13 protein-coding genes, 1 tRNA gene and 1 other RNA gene are annotated in these 16,574 nt (G+C 68.8%); 6 read left to right on the forward strand and 9 right to left on the reverse strand.

What is annotated here, in order from left to right:
• Positions 1 to 81 precede the first annotated feature (81 nt).
• Entirely contained in the window at positions 82 to 516 is a 435-nt protein-coding gene (locus tag ACWIBS_RS06155) for an RDD family protein (RefSeq protein ID WP_376125741.1), read from the reverse strand.
• Positions 517 to 650: 134 nt separating this feature from the next.
• Here ACWIBS_RS06155 and glnA (ACWIBS_RS06160) point away from each other — a divergent pair, with 134 nt between their 5' ends.
• Positions 651 to 2,075, forward strand: coding sequence for a type I glutamate--ammonia ligase (gene glnA / locus ACWIBS_RS06160; protein WP_376125738.1), 1,425 nt, complete (start codon positions 651 to 653; stop codon positions 2,073 to 2,075).
• A gap of 98 nt (positions 2,076 to 2,173) precedes the next feature.
• On the forward strand, positions 2,174 to 3,229 hold the full coding sequence (locus ACWIBS_RS06165) for an alpha/beta hydrolase (RefSeq protein WP_376125735.1): 1,056 nt from the start codon (positions 2,174 to 2,176) through the stop codon (positions 3,227 to 3,229).
• Here the strand turns inward: ACWIBS_RS06165 and ACWIBS_RS06170 are convergent.
• The 3 genes from ACWIBS_RS06170 to ACWIBS_RS06180 are packed head-to-tail and all read right to left on the reverse strand — an operon-like array spanning position 3,220 to position 7,884.
• A complete protein-coding gene (locus tag ACWIBS_RS06170) occupies positions 3,220 to 6,243 on the reverse strand; it encodes a bifunctional [glutamine synthetase] adenylyltransferase/[glutamine synthetase]-adenylyl-L-tyrosine phosphorylase (RefSeq protein ID WP_376125732.1) in 3,024 nt (1,007 codons plus the stop codon). The genes ACWIBS_RS06165 and ACWIBS_RS06170 overlap by 10 nt on opposite strands.
• A 10-nt stretch (positions 6,244 to 6,253) precedes the next feature.
• Entirely contained in the window at positions 6,254 to 7,591 is a 1,338-nt protein-coding gene (glnA, locus tag ACWIBS_RS06175) for a type I glutamate--ammonia ligase (protein ID WP_376126117.1), read from the reverse strand.
• Positions 7,592 to 7,593: 2 nt separating this feature from the next.
• Positions 7,594 to 7,884, reverse strand: coding sequence for an SPOR domain-containing protein (locus ACWIBS_RS06180; protein ID WP_454136636.1), 291 nt, complete (start codon positions 7,882 to 7,884; stop codon positions 7,594 to 7,596).
• Between the two features lie 47 nt (positions 7,885 to 7,931).
• On the opposite strand from ACWIBS_RS06180, the gene ppgK reads away from it, so the two are divergent.
• Positions 7,932 to 8,693, forward strand: coding sequence for a polyphosphate--glucose phosphotransferase (gene ppgK / locus ACWIBS_RS06185; protein WP_376125726.1), 762 nt, complete (start codon positions 7,932 to 7,934; stop codon positions 8,691 to 8,693).
• Between the two features lie 133 nt (positions 8,694 to 8,826).
• Here the strand turns inward: ppgK and rnpB are convergent.
• Positions 8,827 to 9,196: RNase P RNA component class A (gene rnpB, locus ACWIBS_RS06190), an RNA gene on the reverse strand.
• A 144-nt stretch (positions 9,197 to 9,340) separates the two neighbouring features.
• Between rnpB and ACWIBS_RS06195 the strand changes: the two genes are divergently transcribed.
• From ACWIBS_RS06195 to ACWIBS_RS06205, 3 genes are all read left to right on the forward strand, one after another.
• Positions 9,341 to 10,015, forward strand: a complete 675-nt coding sequence (locus tag ACWIBS_RS06195) for an LPXTG cell wall anchor domain-containing protein (RefSeq protein ID WP_376125723.1) — start codon at positions 9,341 to 9,343, stop codon at positions 10,013 to 10,015.
• A 154-nt stretch (positions 10,016 to 10,169) separates the two neighbouring features.
• Positions 10,170 to 10,832, forward strand: coding sequence for an LPXTG cell wall anchor domain-containing protein (locus ACWIBS_RS06200; RefSeq protein ID WP_454136639.1), 663 nt, complete (start codon positions 10,170 to 10,172; stop codon positions 10,830 to 10,832).
• Positions 10,833 to 10,905: 73 nt separating this feature from the next.
• On the forward strand, positions 10,906 to 12,600 hold the full coding sequence (locus ACWIBS_RS06205) for a DUF4012 domain-containing protein (RefSeq protein ID WP_376125717.1): 1,695 nt from the start codon (positions 10,906 to 10,908) through the stop codon (positions 12,598 to 12,600).
• Between the two features lie 7 nt (positions 12,601 to 12,607).
• Here ACWIBS_RS06205 and ACWIBS_RS06210 read toward each other — a convergent pair whose 3' ends face one another.
• The 4 genes from ACWIBS_RS06210 to ACWIBS_RS06225 form a co-directional block, all read right to left on the reverse strand.
• Entirely contained in the window at positions 12,608 to 14,320 is a 1,713-nt protein-coding gene (locus ACWIBS_RS06210; RefSeq protein ID WP_376125714.1) for a bifunctional 3'-5' exonuclease/DNA polymerase, read from the reverse strand.
• 3 nt (positions 14,321 to 14,323) lie between these two features.
• Positions 14,324 to 15,055: a zinc ribbon domain-containing protein gene (locus tag ACWIBS_RS06215; protein ID WP_376125711.1), complete on the reverse strand. Its 732-nt coding sequence runs from the start codon at positions 15,053 to 15,055 to the stop codon at positions 14,324 to 14,326.
• Between the two features lie 37 nt (positions 15,056 to 15,092).
• Complete coding sequence (gene mgtE, locus ACWIBS_RS06220) at positions 15,093 to 16,439, reverse strand: magnesium transporter (RefSeq protein WP_376125709.1); 1,347 nt, start codon at positions 16,437 to 16,439, stop codon at positions 15,093 to 15,095.
• Between the two features lie 36 nt (positions 16,440 to 16,475).
• Positions 16,476 to 16,548: transfer RNA gene (locus tag ACWIBS_RS06225), tRNA-Val, on the reverse strand.
• Positions 16,549 to 16,574 lie beyond the last annotated feature (26 nt).

Raw genomic sequence — 16,574 nt, forward strand, 5'->3', positions numbered from 1 at the left:
GTGCCCGCTGCTTTGTCGAGCCGCGTCGGCGAGAGATCGAGTAGCCGCGAATGCGGCGTATCGAGATCCGTGCGGGGTGGGTCAGGCGCGGATGAGCACCGTGCCGGCTGCTTTGTCATGCAACCCGCGATTGTCGGCATCCCAGATCGCTGCCGGGATGACCAGCAGCAGCAGCAGCGTGCGCACGATGGGACGCCACAGTCCGGTCCACCCGCCCGTCGCGAGCTGAAGGCGCATGCCCAGCAGTCGGTGTCCGGGACTGCCGCCGATCGTGGGGATGAACAGCACCTGCACGGCGGCGAAGACGATCATGGGGGCGAACATCGTGAGTCCGGCTTCGGCGGGCAGTGCGAACTGGTCGTATCCGAAGAACGCGATGGCGATGATCGTCGCCGTGACGTAATCGATGAGAAGCGCGAGAACGCGGCGACCGAGCTTGGCGATACTGCCGGGCCCGGTGGCGGGAAGACCGAGCCTTTCGCCGGGGTAGGAAGTGGCAGGAAGTGCGTCGGGCATGCCCCCAGCCTACCGAGCACCGCGTAACATGCCGGAAACACCGGTGTCATGGCAGGGCAACTCCTGCGCGGTACCGTGCCAGACGTGCCCGGCCCGTTCGCGGTACGAAACGAAGCCCTAACTCTGGAGCGTCAATGTTCAAAGATCCATCCGAGGTCCTGACTTTCATCAAGGATGAGGACGTCAAGTTCCTCGACATCCGTTTCACGGATCTCCCGGGTGTGCAGCAGCACTTCAACATCCCCGCTTCGACGGTGGATGAGGAGTTCTTCACCGAGGGGCAGCTGTTCGACGGCTCGTCGATCCGCGGCTTCGCCAGCATCCATGAGTCGGACATGCAGCTGATCCCGGACGTCGGGACCGCGTACCTCGACCCGTTCCGCGAGGCGAAGACGCTCATCATGGTCTTCGACATCTACAACCCGCGCACGGGCGAGGTGTACGGCAAGGATCCGCGTCAGGTGGCCAAGAAGGCGGAGAAGTACCTCGCATCGACCGGTATCGCCGACACGGCATTCTTCGCACCTGAAGCGGAGTTCTACATCTTCGACGACGTGCGCTACGACGTGACGGCGAACCAGAGCTTCTACCACGTCGACTCCGAAGAGGGTGCGTGGAACACCGGCCGCGTCGAAGAGGGGGGCAACCTCGCGAACAAGACCCCCTACAAGGGCGGGTACTTCCCCGTGTCCCCCGTCGACAAGCAGGCGGATCTGCGCGACGACATCAGCCTGCGCCTCATCGACGCCGGTCTGCACCTGGAGCGCGCACACCACGAGGTCGGCACGGGTGGTCAGGCCGAGATCAACTACCGGTTCGACACGATGGTCAGCTCGGCGGATGACATCCTCAAGTTCAAGTACATCGTCAAGAACACGGCGCTCGAATGGGGCAAGGTCGCGACCTTCATGCCCAAGCCCCTGTTCGGTGACAACGGCTCGGGCATGCACACGCACCAGTCGCTGTGGCTCGAGGGCAAGCCGCTGTTCTACGACGAGAAGGGCTACGCAGGGCTCTCGGACACGGCTCGCTGGTACATCGGCGGCCTGCTCGCGCACGCACCCGCGGTGCTGGCGTTCACGAACCCGACGCTCAACTCGTACAAGCGACTCGTGAAGGGCTACGAAGCCCCCGTCAACCTCGTGTACTCCGCCGGCAACCGCTCCGCCGCGATCCGCATCCCGATCACGGGTGCGAACCCGAAGGCCAAGCGCGTGGAGTTCCGCGCGCCCGACGCGTCGAGCAACCCCTACCTCGCCTTCGCGGCACAGCTCATGGCCGGTCTCGACGGCATCCTGAACCGCATCGAGCCGCACGAGCCGGTCGACAAGGACCTCTACGAGCTCCCGCCCGAGGAGGCCGTCAACATCCCGCAGGTGCCGAACTCGCTGCTGGACTCGCTCGAGGCGCTGCGCGCCGACCACGAATTCCTGACGCGGGGCAACGTCTTCACGCCCGAGCTCATCGAGACGTGGATCGAATACAAGATCGAGAACGAGATCCGCCCGATCAGCGCGCGGCCGCACCCGTTCGAGTTCGAACTGTACTTCGGCGTCTGAACGTCATCGAACCCGCCTTTCCCGCCTGACACGGCCGGGGAAGGCGGGTTCGTGCGTTCGGCTCTGCCAGACTGACCGGAGCCTACTCCGGAGGAACAATGACAGACGTCGCCGCTGCCCCGACGCGTCCACGCAGGCGGGGCCGACGCATCGTCCTCATCACGCTCTCGGTCATCGTCGGGATCGCTGTCGTCGTCGGCGTCGTCGGCTCCATCACACCGTGGCCCTCGGCCATGCTGATCCGCGCCGTGTTCGAGCGCGGCGGGACAGCGACCGCGGCAGAGATGGAGCGGCACCAGCCCGTCGGCCCCGTCGACGAGACACTCGACATCCACTACGGCGAGCCGGGCGATGAGACGACGACACTCGACGTCTTCACGGTCGCGGCTGAAGGCGAGGCCCTTCCCACGATCGTCTGGATCCACGGTGGCGCATGGATCTCGGGATCCTCCGCGAACGTCGACCCCTACCTGCGCATCCTCGCCGACGAGGGCTACACGGCCGTCGCCCTGAACTACGGGCTCGGCCCGGAGGCGACCTACCCCACGGCCGTGAGGCAGCTCAATGACGCGCTCGCCTACCTCGACGAGCACGCGGCCGAGCTGCGGATCGATCCCGACCGCATCATTCTGGCCGGTGACTCCGCCGGCGCCCAGCTCGCGAGCCAGCTCACGACGCTCACGACGAACGACCGCTATGCCCAGCTGCTGGGCATCGAGCCCTCGCTCGACGCGTCGCAGCTGATCGGGGTCATCCTGAACTGCGGCGTCTATGACATGCCGGCGATGGCCGAGCTCGACGGCTTGATCGCGTGGGGCCTGCAGGTCTCCCTATGGGCCTACACGGGCACGAAGAGCTGGTCGGCGACCTACGAAGGCGCCACGATGTCGACGATCGATTTCGTCACCGAGGACCTTCCGCCGACGTACATCAGCGGAGGCAACGGCGACGGCCTCACGTGGCTGCAGTCGATCCCGATGTCGACGGCACTGCAGGATGCCGGTGTCGAGGTCACCGAGCTGTTCTGGCCCGCCGATCACACTCCGGCGCTCCCCCACGAATACCAGTTCCATCTCGACATGCCCGAGGCACAGCAGGCGCTGGATGACACGATCGCGTGGCTCGCCGAGCTCACGGCGTCGGATCAGCCGTAGAAGAGCTTCTCGAAGACACGGCGCGCGCGGCGCGTGACGCCCAGGTAGTCCTCTTCGACCTCGGTCGCCGCGCGGGGCGGGTAGCCGAGCAGACGGCCGATCCCGTCGAGCTTCTTGCGGTCGGTCGGGAGCAGATCGCTCGTCTGTCCTGACAGCAGCGTGTTCGCCGAGCGCAGGCGGCTCGCCAGTCGCCAGGCCGCCGTGAGTCGTTCTGCGGCGACCGCGCTCACGAGACCGGCCTCTCGCGCCGCAGAGAGCGCCCCGAGCGTCGACGTCGTCTGCATGCCGGGAACGGCATGCGCGTGCTCGAGCTGCAACAGCTGGACGAGCCACTCGACATCGCTGAGCGAGCCGGGGCCGAGCTTGAGATGCCGCGCGGGGTCGGCTCCCTGAGGCAGCCGCTCGCTTTCGACGCGCGCCTTGATCCGCTTGATCTCGCGCATACCCTGCGGATCCGCGGATGCCGGATACCGGACGTCGTCGGCCAGCGTCATGAAGTCCGCCAGCAGGTCGGGACTGCCTGCCACACCGCGCGCGCGCAGGAGGGCCTGAGCCTCCCACGACAGCGACCAGCGCCGGTAGTACTCGGCGTACGAGTCGAGGGAGCGCGCGACGGGCCCCTTGCGCCCCTCCGGTCGCAGGCCCGCGTCGAGATCGAGGGGCATGCGGTGATCCTCGGAGTGCTGACGCAGCGCCGTGACGATCCGCACGGCCAGGGACTGGGCGCGTTGCGGGTCGACGCCGTTGGCCCGGTAGACGTACATGATGTCGGCGTCGGAGCCGAAGCCGAGCTCACCCCCGCCGAAGCGTCCCATCCCGATGACGGCGAACTCGAACGCGTCGTCCTCGTCGGACACGACCTCGCGACGGACGGCGCGCAAGGTCGCCTGGATCGTCACGTCGGTGATGTTCGTGAGCGCCGCGGCGACGTCGGCGACGTCGGAATCGGCTCGGAGAGCGCCCATCGCGGTGCGCAGCAGCTCTCGGCGGCGGAGCGCCCGGACGGCGCGCATCGCGGCAGCGATCGTGCCGTGTCGCGTCTGGATCGCTCGCGCCTCCTCGAAGAGCACCGCTGCCGAACGCGGGCGCAGCAGAGCGGCGTCGTCGAGCCACGCGGCGGACTCCGGTATCCACTCCATGAGGTCGGCCACGTAGCGCGATCCCGAGAGCACGTGTGTGAGATGCTCTGCCGCCCCCGATGAGTCGCGCAGCATCCGCAGGAACCAGTGCGTGGACCCGAGTCTTTCGCTCAGGCGCCGGAAAGCGAGCAGGCCGTAATCGGGGTCGACGCCGTCTGCGAACCACCGGATCATGACGGGCATGAGGTGACGCTGGATCGTCGCCTTGCGGCTGAGCCCGCTCGTGAGCGCCGTGATGTGGCGGAGGGCACTCGCGGGGTCGGCGAAGCCGATCGCGGCAAGACGGTCGTGTGCTTGGGAGATCGAGAGTGCGCGCCCTTCTTCGGGCAGCATCCGCTCGTCTGCCGGCAGTGCGGCGACGGCCGAGAGCAGCGGCCGGTAGAACAGCCGAACGTGGATGTCGCGCACTTCGCGCTTGATGGCCTCCCAGCGCTTCCACAGCGCGTCACCGCTCGCGGCCAGGCGTGACGATCGTGCCAGGATGCGCAGATCGTCGGGGTCATCGGGCATGAGGTGCGTGCGGCTCAGCTGACGCAGCTGCACGCGGTGCTCGAGCAGGCGCAGCTCGCGATAGTCGCGAGAGAACGCGGCGGCCTCGGCCCGGCCGATGTAGCCCTCCGTGACGAGGGCCTCGAGCGCCTCGAGCGTGCCGCGTTGACGGATGCGGTCATCGGCAAGCCCGTGCACGAGCTGCAGCAGCTGCACCGTGAACTCGATATCGCGGATGCCGCCGGGCCCGAGCTTGAGCTGAAAAGGCACTTCGGCGGGCGGGATGTGCTCGGTCACGCGTTCGCGCATGCGCTGCACGCTGTCGACGAAGTTCTCGCGCGCAGCGCTCGTCCACACCTTCGGCAGCACGGCGTCGACGTAGGCCTGGCCCAGCGTCGCGTCGCCCGCGAGTGGGCGTGCCTTCAGAAGGGCCTGGAACTCCCAGCTCTTGGCCCAGCGGTCGTAGTACGACAGGTGGGACTCGAGCGTGCGCACGAGTGCCCCCTGCTTGCCCTCGGGGCGCAGATTGGCGTCGACCTCCCACAGGGGCGGCTCCATCTCGAAGCCCGAGATGCCGCGCATCGTCTGCACGGCCAGCCGCGTCGCGATGTCGACGACGCGGCTCTCCCCCGCCTCGGCGAGCGTGTCGTCGTCGGCACCGCCGACGAAGATGACATCGACGTCGCTCACGTAGTTCAGCTCACGCGCACCGGCCTTGCCCATGCCGATGATCGCGAGCGCTGTCGCGGCGACCTGCTCGCGCGGAAAGAGCCCGGCACCGGCGATCCCCGTCGAGATCCGGGTGCGGGCAACGGACAGTGATGCTTCGAGCGCTGCACCCGCGGCATCCGCCAGCGTCGCCGCGACCGCCGGAACCGCATCGACGGGGCTCTCGTCGAGCAGATCGAATGCGGCGATCCGGGCGAGCTGCCGGCGGTAGCGCACGCGCAGCGCGACCCACGACGCCTCGTCGCCGTCGGCTGCGAAGCCGTCGACGTCGCCCACGGAATCGAGCAGATCGGCACGCAGCTCGTCCGCCGTCGGCAGGGCGGATGCGCCCCCGGCCAGGTGGAGGATCTCTTCGGGATGCCGGAAGAAGAAGTCCCCGAAGCCCGTGGACGCCCCGACGACCGCCCACAGGGCACGCCAGCCGGGTTCGTCGACGATGAGCGCGCGCACCGAGTCGGGATCTCGGCGCCCGATGCTCGCGATCGCCGCGAGCGCGGCGTCCGGATCGGCCGCGGCGGACGCCGCCGAGGTGAGCGCGTCGCGCGTGAGACCCGTCTCGGCCTGCAGCTCGCGCAGCAGCGCATCCGTCTCGGCGAGCCGAGCGAACCCCTGCCGGGCGAGAGCGGTCAGAGACGATGTGCGTGCGCTCGCGGACATGCGTGACCGGTCAGAGCATCTCGAGGTTGTTCTTGAGCTCGAACGGCGTCACCTGGGCGCGATACTCCTGCCATTCCCTGCGCTTGTTGAGAAGCACGTAAGTGAACACCTGCTCGCCGAGCGTCTCGGCGACGAGCTCGGACTCCTCCATGTAGCTGAGGGCATGGTCGAGACTCTGCGGCAGCGGCGCGAATCCGAGCGCGCGTCGCTCGGCGTCCGTCAGGGACCACACGTTGTCTTCGGCCTCGGGCGGAAGGTCGTAGCCCTCTTCGATGCCCTTGAGTCCGGCGGCCAGCAGCAGCGCGTACGCGAGGTACGGGTTCGCCGCCGAATCGAGCGCGCGATACTCCACGCGCGAGGACTGACCCTTGTTCGGCTTGTACATCGGCACCCGCACGAGTGCGGACCGGTTGTTGTGACCCCAGCAGATGAAGCTCGGCGCTTCGTCACCGCCCCACAGCCGCTTGTACGAGTTGACGAACTGGTTGGTCACGGCGGAGATCTCGTTGGCGTGACGCAGCAGGCCCGCGATGAACTGTCGGCCGACCTGGGAGAGCTGGTACTGCGCTCCCTCTTCGTAGAAGGCGTTCTGGTCTCCCTCGAACAGCGACATGTGCGTGTGCATGCCGCTGCCGGGCTTGCCGCCGAGGGGCTTCGGCATGAACGTCGCGTAGACGCCCTGCTCGATCGCGACCTCTTTCACGACGGTGCGGAAAGTCATGATGTTGTCGGCGGTCGCGAGGGCATCGGCATAGCGCAGATCGATCTCGTTCTGGCCGGGGCCGCCCTCGTGGTGACTGAACTCCACCGAGATGCCGAGGTCTTCGAGCATGCGCACGGAGCGGCGACGGAAATCGTGCGCCGTGCCGCCGGGGACGTTGTCGAAGTAGCCCGCCGAGTCGACGGGAACCGGTCCCTCCGGCCCGAAGGACGAGGACTTCAGCAGGTAGAACTCGATCTCGGGGTGCGTGTAGAAGGTGAAGCCCGCATCGGCGGCCTTCGCGAGCGCACGCTTGAGAACGTGCCGAGGATCCGCGACGGCGGGCTGGCCGTCGGGGGTCGTGATGTCGCAGAACATCCGCCCCGTCGGATCGATCTCGCCGCGCCAGGGCAACGTCTGGAACGTCGAGGGGTCGGGGTGTGCCAGCAGATCCGACTCGTACGAACGGGTGAGACCCTCGATGGCCGACCCGTCGAACCCCAGACCCTCTGTGAAGGCTCCCTCGACCTCGGCGGGTGCGATGGCGACCGACTTGAGGGTTCCGATCACATCGGTGAACCACAGCCGGACGAACTTGACGCCGCGCTCCTCGATCGTCCGCAGGACGAAGTCGCGCTGCTTGTCCAATGTCACTTGCCGGTGTCCTCGGAGGACTCGCTCTGCCCCGAACCCCAGCCGTCCTCGCGGGCTTCGTCCTCGGACCACGCGCGCGAACGCTCACGCAGGACCTCAGGTGCCCGTGCGGCCTCTTCGGCCGTGTCGAAAGGACCTGCCCGGTCGATCGCGGGAGACTCGAAGCCCTTCTCCACGTCACCCGTCGTGAGGTTGTACCAGTACTTCTCGTTCTCGCTGGACACCGTGGCTCCTCCCATGGGGCGGCCGCGCCCGGATTCCCGGGCGTGTGTGGACGGATCCGCCATGGTCGATCCTACTGATGCGGCGGATGCTGCTGGATAGGCTGGCAGGCATGGCAGAACTCGCGACACGGGCCGTCGGCGTGGACATCGGCGGCACCGGGATCAAGGCCGGCGTCGTCGATCTCGATCGTGGAGCGCTCGCGAGCGAGCGCATCAAGGTCTCGACGCCTGCGGGAGCCGAGCCCGATGATGTGCTGGCCGCCGTTCGTGAGGTGCTCGACCGGCTCGGGATCGGAGACGAGGACACCGCGCTCGGCGTGGCCTTCCCCGCGGTCGTCAAGCACGGGCGCACCCTGTCTGCCGCCAACGTGTCCGATGCCTGGATCGGGTTCGAGGCGGAGAAGTTCTTCGAGGACGGACTCGGTCGCGAGATCCACTTCGCGAACGACGCCGACGTCGCCGGGGTCGCAGAGCTGCGCTACGGCGCGGCGAAGGGGCAAGCCGGACTCACGATCCTCACGACGCTCGGAACAGGTATCGGCACCGCCATGCTCTACAACGGCGTGCTCGTGCCCAATACCGAGCTCGGGCATGTCCAGCGTGCGAAGCACGGCAAGGATGCCGAGGCGTATGCCGCCTATTCGGCGATGGAGCGCGACGACCTCAGCTGGAAGGAATGGGCGAGCCGGCTGCAGTGGTATTACGGCCACATCGAGTCCCTCTTCAGCCCGGACCTGTTGATCGTGGGCGGAGGCGTGTCGAAGCACGCCGACAGCTTTCTGCCGTTGCTGGATCTCGACACGCCGATCGTGCCGGCCGTGCACCGCAACAACGCCGGAATCATCGGCGCGGCTGCGCTCGCGCTGGGCTGACGACCCTTCGACAAGCTCAGGGACCGGTTGCGCGCTCAGGGACCGGTGCAAGCTCAGGGACCGGTGCGCGCTCAGGGACCGGTGCGCGCTCAGGGACCGGTGCGTGCTCAGGGACCGGTGGGCAGTTCAGGTGCGAATGGGCCGGCCTGTACGCCGGGTTCTGTCCGGGGGCCGAAGCCCCGTGGACGGTCATCTCTCTCGGCGACACGTTGCCGTGCCGCTCCAGCGGTCTACCCGGGGACTCGGCGGGCCGCGTCATCATCCCCTGTATGACCTTGCTCCGGGCGAGGTTTGCCGTGCGATTCGCGTCACCGCGAACCCGGTGGTCTCTTACTCCACCCTTTCACCCTTACCCCGGCTCGCGCCGGGGCGGTCTGCTCTCTGTGGCACTGTCTCGCGGATCACTCCGGGTGGGTGTTATCCACCGCCCTGCCCTGTGGAGCCCGGACGTTCCTCGGCGCGACACGGCGAACCGTGCGCGACGCGACCGTCCAGCCGACCCATTCGCAGGAATGATTCTACCTTCCTCGTGAAAATGCCGATTCACCGGCTCCGAATCCGATAGCCTGTGGGTCACCACGGAAGCGAACTGGGATCGCCCCGTGGTCGTCAGCCTTTGGGGAGGCATAACAGGCATGCGAAAAATCATGACTACTGCGACGGTCGCAGCAGCACTCATTCTGGTCGGACCTCTCGCGGCTTTCGCCGATGAACCCGAGAGCAACGCGCCGGTCACGATCACTGTCGACATCGATGCGGGCTACACGCCGGGTGTGCCGACGGAGCCCTCGCTCGCGGGAACCGTCGTCACCGGTGAATGCGTGCAGGGTGTGCCGTGGATCGGCTACGACGTCGTCCGGCACGACCCTGAGGGTGTGGCCACGACGACCGCGGCGGAACTCGAGATCACCAACGGCGTCGAACGGGTCACCCTGGATCTCGGTGAGTTCGTCGACGACCGTGTGAGCGGTCGCGTGCTCTGGCCCGGAACCACCGTCGACGCGTCGGGTGCCGTCACAGGCTGGACCGGAATGGTTCAGAATGCCGACGGCGCATGGGTCGCGACCGATGGCAACTACGCCTGGACCCGCGATGACATCCGCTCGGTGATCCGTGCCGATGCAGAACTCGCCGTGCTGCTGTCGTACCCGCTGTCGACTCCGGAGTGCCTGAGCCTGCCGCTCACCGACGGCGACGGATCCCCCGCGCAGCTTCCCCTGACGGGGCTCGACGCGGCGGTCATGCCGATCGCGATCGTCGGTGGGATCGCGCTCCTGGCCGGCGTGGGGTTCTTGGTGATGCAGCGCCGCCGTCGCGTCTGAGACGTCTTCGCACACCGCGCCGCGACGGACCAGCTCGTACGGCGAAGTCACAGCCACAATCGCGCCGAACAGGAGTAGCCTGTGGTGCACCGCGCGCGGAGGGGAAACGCGTTGCGGTCGCGAAGCCTTTGGGGAGGCGACCATGCGAACGATCATGGCTGCAGCGACGATCGCAGCGGCACTCATCATCACCGGACCACTCACTGCGGCCGCCCAGGACTCCGAAGCGAGTCCAGCGCCGGTCGCAGACGCCGACGGATACACGCCGGATGAACCCACGGCGCCGACGCTTGCAGGTTCCACCGCGGTGGGCGAATGCGAGGCGGACGTGCCGTGGATCAACTTCTCGATCGCGCTCACGGATCCGGACGATCTCGCAACGGACAAGACCGCCACGATGGTTCTGGCCGGGGGCGGGAACACCGTCGAGATTCCACTCGGAGAGCTGGTCGACGACAGGCTCGCCGGGAGAGTCCTGTGGCCTGGGGCATCCGTCGGTTCGGATGGCACGGCGACCGGATGGCCCGGTTGGGAGCAGCTGCCCGGCGGCGAGTGGCGGGAAACCGACGCGAACTTCGGCTGGACACGTGGCCCGATCACGGCGTACATCGAGGTCAATCCGCAACTGGCGGTGCCTTTGTCCTACCCCGATGCGTCACCGAACTGCGTGCTCGGCCCGCGACCTGCCGTCTTCTCTGCGGGGCTGCCGGCGACGGGAGTCGGCGCCGCGGTGATCCCCCTCGGGATCGGTGGGGCGCTCGTCGCGATCGCCGGGCTCGGCCTGCTGGCGATCCACCGGCGCCGCGCGCGTGCCTGAGCGTTCCGGACGGTCGTCGCGCACGCGGACGCCGTCTCGTTCGCGACGCTGGATCGTCGGAGCATGCGTCGCCGTGTCGGTGCTTCTCGTCGGGGCAGTCGTGTGGGTCGGCGTCCGCGCAGTCCTGGTCAAGGACGAGCTCGAATCGATGATGGAGCTCATGGGTCCGGTTGGCGAAGCCGCGGACGCACGTGATGTCGATCGCCTGGAGCAGCTCGTCGGCCGTGTTCACACCCACTCCGCCCACGCGCAGTCTCTGACGGGCGATCCGGTGTGGCGACTGGCAGAGGCCGTGCCGATGCTCGGCCCGAACATGACGGCGGTCCGTCTCGTTTCGCACAGCCTCGCCGAGATGTCGCGCACAGGGCAGCCGCTGCTCGAATTGGCGTCGGCGACCGCCTCGGATTCGACCGTCTCCTCCGTCAAGCTGCTCGCGCAGGCGCGGGAACCGCTGCGTGACGCGGCCGACGCCTTCACCAGGGCCGATGGCGACCTGCGTGCGGTGCCGGGCGACGACCTGATCGACCAGGTCACGGAAGGCGTCACGGCGATCCGGAGCTTCACCCGAGCCGCCGTGCCGCTCGTCACGACGCTGGCCCAGAGCGCTGACGTGCTGCCCCGCGCCCTCGGTGCCGATCAGCCGCGCACCATCCTCGTCATGCTGCAGAACAGTGCGGAGCTGCGGACCGCCGGAGGTGTCGCCGGGTCGTTCGTCCTCCTGCGATCGGACGGCGGCGAGATCACCGTTGTGGATCAAGCGGACTCGTCCTCCTTCGAGGGCAGGTCGAAGCCGGTCATCGAGGCGTCGGATCCGTCGGGCGAGCTCTACGGCGATGTCTTCGAGCGCTACGTCCAGAACATCTCGATGACGCCGGACTTCGCCCTGACCGGGGAGCTCGCGAGCGCGTGGTGGGAGGAGTACTCGGGCGAGGCTCCCGACCTCGTGCTGTCGTTGGACGTACCCGCGGTCGCGGCCCTCCTCACGTCCGATCCACTCGTCCTCGCCGATGGATCGGAGCTTGCCAGCGAAGACCTCGTGCAGAAGATGCTCGTCGACAGCTACTTCGAGCTCGACCGTGACGCGCAGACGGAGTTCCACAGGGTCGTCGTGGGCGCGGCGATCTCGCGTGCGCTCACGCAGGGCGCGGATCCGATCTCGTGGGCCGAGCGACTCATGTCGCCGCTTCGCGACGGACGGATCTCGCTGTGGAGCCCGGATCCCGGTGAGCAGGCTGTGATCGCCGGCACGGAGTTCGGGGGGCCGTCTTCGCGGTTGGCTTCAGCCGGCGACGCCGCGTACGCCGTCTGGCTCAACGATGCGACGACGGGAAAGATGAGCAGCAACCTCGACGTCGATATCCAGGCGGGCGAGGTCATGTGTCGCAGCGACGGTCGTGCAGAGACTTCGATCGCCGTCACGCTCACCAACACGGCGCCGCCGACAGCCGCGGACTGGCCGTGGTGGGTCACGGGCGGCGGCATCGAAGGCGTACCACCCGGTCATATCGCGACCGACGTCACGGCGGCGGCACCACGAACGGCGTTCTTCGGAGGTGTGACCGTCGATGGCGAGATCGTGCCCTCGGTCGAGGCCGAGGATGACACCTACGCGGCGAGCAGAGCGAGGATCACCGTGGCGCCCGGCGAATCGAGCGCTGTGGAATTCCGATTCATCGCGGAGGATGCGCACGCCTCATCGCCGACGGTGCTGCACACGCCGCTCATGCGAGAGCTCGTCGTGAGCGACTACACCCCCACCTGCCGCTGACCCGGCCCTACTCCTGCGCCGAGTCGGCGACGCGCAGATCCAACGGGAAATCCAGCGGGAAGTCGCCGAAGAGGTGCCGGGTCGCCGCAGCCGCGGCATCCGTGACGGCCACGGAGACGTCGTCCACCATCGCCGCGGGCGCGTGCACGATGACCTCATCGTGCAGAAAGAAGGCGAGGTGCGGTGTGCGCGCGAACACGGCGCCGGACCGCGGAGCCGGAGCGTGCGTCGCCGAGGGCATCGCCGCGAGGCGCCGGCGGATCTCGGCCAGCCAGGCCAGCGCCCACTCGGCGGCCGTCCCCTGGACGATGAAGTTGCGCGTGAAGCGCCCGCGGTCGCGCGCCGCTCGGCGAGCGTGCGACTGCTGACCGGCGGACGCGCCGTCATCGCTCGCGCGCGCTTGCGCATCGGCCCACTCGGCCGACGGGCGCGGTGACGTGCGGCCGAGCCACGTCGACACGACGCCGCCCTGCTCGCCCGTCGCGGCTGCCGCGTCGACGAGCCCCATCGCTCGCGGGTATGCGCGACGCAGTCGCGGCACGAGACGGCCCGAGTCCCCCGTCGTCGCGCCGTACATCGCGCCGAGGACCGCGAGCTTCGCCTCGGCGCGGGTCGGCACGGCGCCGCCGTCGACGATGCCCTCGTACAGGTCGCGACCGTTCGCCGCAGCCGCCAGGGCGGTGTCGCGCGACATCGCGGCGAGCACGCGGGGCTCGAGCTGCGCGACGTCGGCCACGATGAGCTTCCAGCCCGGATCGGCGCGCACAGCGGCGCGCAGCTGCCGCGGCAGCTGCAACGCTCCCCCGCCCGATGACGCCCACCGGCCCGTCACGACGCCCCCGGGCACATAGACCGGCCGGAAGCGGCCGTCAGCGACCCACTCGTCCAGCCACGCCCAGCCGTTGGCCGACAGCAGCCGGGTGAGCTTCTTGTACTCCAGCAGCGGCTCGATGACGGGATGCGTGTGCTCGGCCAGCTCCCAGCGGCTCGTCGACGTGACGAGCACACCCGCGCGGTGGAGGGCCCGCAGCAGCTTGGGATGCGAGTCGAGGTTCGCGTGCGGATCGCCGAGACCCTCACGCACGCGCTGCGCCGCCTGCACGACGAGGGCGGGCGATCCGCCGCTCGCGGGGCGCGGGCCGAGCACTCCCGTCAGGATGCGATCGTGCTCGGCGGCGTCCCACGGAACTCCCGCGGCACGCAGCTCGACCGCGATGAGCGCCCCGGCCGATTCCGCGGCGGTCAGCAGGCGCAGGCGCGCGGGGTCGGTAGAGGTCGCCATCGCGGCGCGCTGACGCAGCAGCTCGTCGCGCGCCGCGTCGAGCCGGTCGGGCAGGGCGGATGCCGCCGTGTCGACGACGTCGAAGAGCGCCGGTGTGTCATCGACCGGCACCGGGGCGGCATCCCATGGCGACGGTGCCCGCGAAGCGGCATCCGTCACCAGTTCGCTGTCCCGCAGGATCGCGCGGCACAGGCGCAGGTCGTGACAGCGCTCGACGCGCACGCCGCTCCCGAGAAGCGGTGCGTACCAGGCAGGCGTGTCGCTCCACACCCAGCGCGGATGGCCCAGACGCTCCTGCGCGGCGACCCACGTGCCCAACTCGGACCGGGCCAGGGTGAGCCGTTCGAGCTCTGTTCCCCCGGCGTCGAGCGTGACGATGCCGACGTCGTCGCCCGCGCGGCCGACGACGATCCAGGCGGGGGCGTCAGCGCCCGTCACTGCTCACAGGCCGGATTCCTCCGTGCGCACGAGGATGCAGCCGCACTCGGGGCAGGTGAGAACGGCGTCATCGGGCGCGGTGCGCAGGGTCTGCAGATCCGTGCCGGAGAGCACCATGCGGCATCCTTCGCACGTGCGCGCGTGCACGAGCGCCGCACCGATCCCGCGAGAGGCCAGCCGTTCGTAGTGGGCGAGGAGGTCTGCCGGAACATCGCCGGCGACCGCGGCGCGATCGCGCGTCGCGGCATCGAACGCGGCCGTCGCCTCGGCGACGACTCGCTTGGCCTCGGCACTCAGCTCGGCGCCCTCGGCGTTGGTCGCATCGATGAGGCCCTCTTGTTCCGCGACGGCGGCGTCGGCCTGCTCGAGACGTTCCATCGCTTCGAGTTCGGCGTCCTCGAGCTCGCTCTTGCGGCGTGCGAGCGCCTGCAGCTCGCTCTCGAAACCCTGCGCCTCTTTCACGTTCGAGGTTGCCCCGAGCCGTTCGGAGTCGCGTGCGGCCCGCGCGTCGACGATGGCGACATCGGACTCCAGCCGCGAGATCTCGGTGCGCACGTCGTCGCGGACGCCGAGGCGGGTCGTGAGCTCTTGAGACAGTTCCTGCCGACGGGCGATCAGCTCCTTCACGCGCGCCGCCTGCGGCGGATTGCGGCGCAGGTTCTCGGACTGGCGGATGCGGACGTCGAGGTCGGCGAGATCCAAGAGGCGACGCTGGTCTGCGGGGCTGGCATTCACCCCTCAAACCTACCCCGCCCGATCGGCGCCTCGCGGGTCAGAGCTGCAGGACCCAGGTCGCCACCAGGAAGTAGATGATGAGGCTCGTCGCATCGCAGAACGTCGAGATGAACGGTGTGCTGAAGACGGCAGGGTCGGCCCGCAGCGTGCGCGCGAGCATCGGCATGATGCCGCCGACCGTCGCCGCGAGCGTGCAGATCGCGAACAGCGTTGCACCGATCACGAGGCCCAGGGCCGCGCCGAAGACGAGACCCGCGATTGCGAAGCCCAGCACGCCGAGCATGCCGCCCAACAGCGCGCCGACACGCACTTCGCGCCAGGCGACGGCGAGCACGTCCCGCGTGGACACTTCGCCGACGGCCAGAGCGCGCGTCACCGTGGTCGCCGCCTGCGCGCCCGTGTTGCCGGCCGTGCCGGTGAGGAGCGGAATGAACAGGGCGAGCGTCACGACCTGCTCGAGCGTCGCTTCGAAGACGTCGATCACGCCGACTGTCAGCAGGGCCGACACCGCCAGGGCGAGAAGCCAGACGACGCGCGAGCGCACGATGCCGAGCACGGGTGTCGTGAGGTACGGGCGGCCGAGCGGTTCGGATGCACCCTGGCGGGCGGCATCCTCGTCTTCTGCCCGCTCGAGGATGCGCGCGGCGTCATCGACGGTGAGGATGCCGAGCAGCCGGTCCTCGCCGTCGACGACGGGTGCTGCGAGCAGTTGCGCGTCGACGAGCGAGCGCGCGGCGATTTCAGCATCGTCGCTCGCGTGCACGTGACGGGCATCGGTCATGAGGTCCGAGATGAGCGTGTCGGACGGGCCCATCACGAGATCGCGCAGGCCCACGACACCGAGCACGCGCCGCTCGGCGTCGGTGACGGGCAGGGTGTAGACCGTCTCGGCATCGCGCCCCCGGTGTCGGACGTGGCTCAGGGCGTCGCCGACCGTGAGCTGGGGCTGCAGGCGCACGTACTCCGTGCTCATGAAGCGACCGATGCTGCCGCCCGGGTAGCCGAGCATGGGCGCGGTGAGCTCGCGCTCCCGCGCCGACAGCCCGCTCATGAGCTTCTGCGCGACGCCCGCGGGGAGCTCGTCGATGAGCTGGGCCCGATCATCGGGATCGAGTTCTTCGAAGACGCGCGTGACGTCCTCATCGCGGAGTCCCCGGAACAGCTCCGCACGGATGCCGTTGTCGAGCAGCTCGAAGACTTCGAGGGCCTTCGCCCGGGGCAGCAGTCGATAGAGCACGGCGCGGTCGGCGGCGTCTTCGCGTTCGAGCAGGCGCGCGATCTCGTGCGCATCCTGCTCGGCGAGGAGCCCGCCCAGGCCCGCGAGGTCACGATCGCGCAGCACCGGTTCGATCCTCGAACGCAGCTCTTCGAACTCGTCATCCATTGCCGCATCATCGCAGAACCGCCGCGGGAATGTCGGTGGGCCCTGCCGGGATCGAACCGACGACATCCACGGTGTAAACGTGGCGCTCTACCAGCTGAGCTAAAGGCCCTTGCTCGTCGATTCTAGGGTGCACGC

It is taken from the genome of Microbacterium sp. NPDC055442 (assembly GCF_053644215.1).

Coding starts and splice junctions, on each gene's coding strand:
- ACWIBS_RS06155 (WP_376125741.1), bottom strand. CDS start 516: ATGCCCGACGCACTTCCTGCCACTTCCTACCCCGGCGAAAGGCTCGGT.
- glnA (WP_376125738.1), top strand. CDS start 651: ATGTTCAAAGATCCATCCGAGGTCCTGACTTTCATCAAGGATGAGGAC.
- ACWIBS_RS06165 (WP_376125735.1), top strand. CDS start 2,174: ATGACAGACGTCGCCGCTGCCCCGACGCGTCCACGCAGGCGGGGCCGA.
- ACWIBS_RS06170 (WP_376125732.1), bottom strand. CDS start 6,243: ATGTCCGCGAGCGCACGCACATCGTCTCTGACCGCTCTCGCCCGGCAG.
- ACWIBS_RS06180 (WP_454136636.1), bottom strand. CDS start 7,884: ATGGCGGATCCGTCCACACACGCCCGGGAATCCGGGCGCGGCCGCCCC.
- ppgK (WP_376125726.1), top strand. CDS start 7,932: ATGGCAGAACTCGCGACACGGGCCGTCGGCGTGGACATCGGCGGCACC.
- ACWIBS_RS06195 (WP_376125723.1), top strand. CDS start 9,341: ATGACTACTGCGACGGTCGCAGCAGCACTCATTCTGGTCGGACCTCTC.
- ACWIBS_RS06200 (WP_454136639.1), top strand. CDS start 10,170: ATGGCTGCAGCGACGATCGCAGCGGCACTCATCATCACCGGACCACTC.
- mgtE (WP_376125709.1), bottom strand. CDS start 16,439: ATGGATGACGAGTTCGAAGAGCTGCGTTCGAGGATCGAACCGGTGCTG.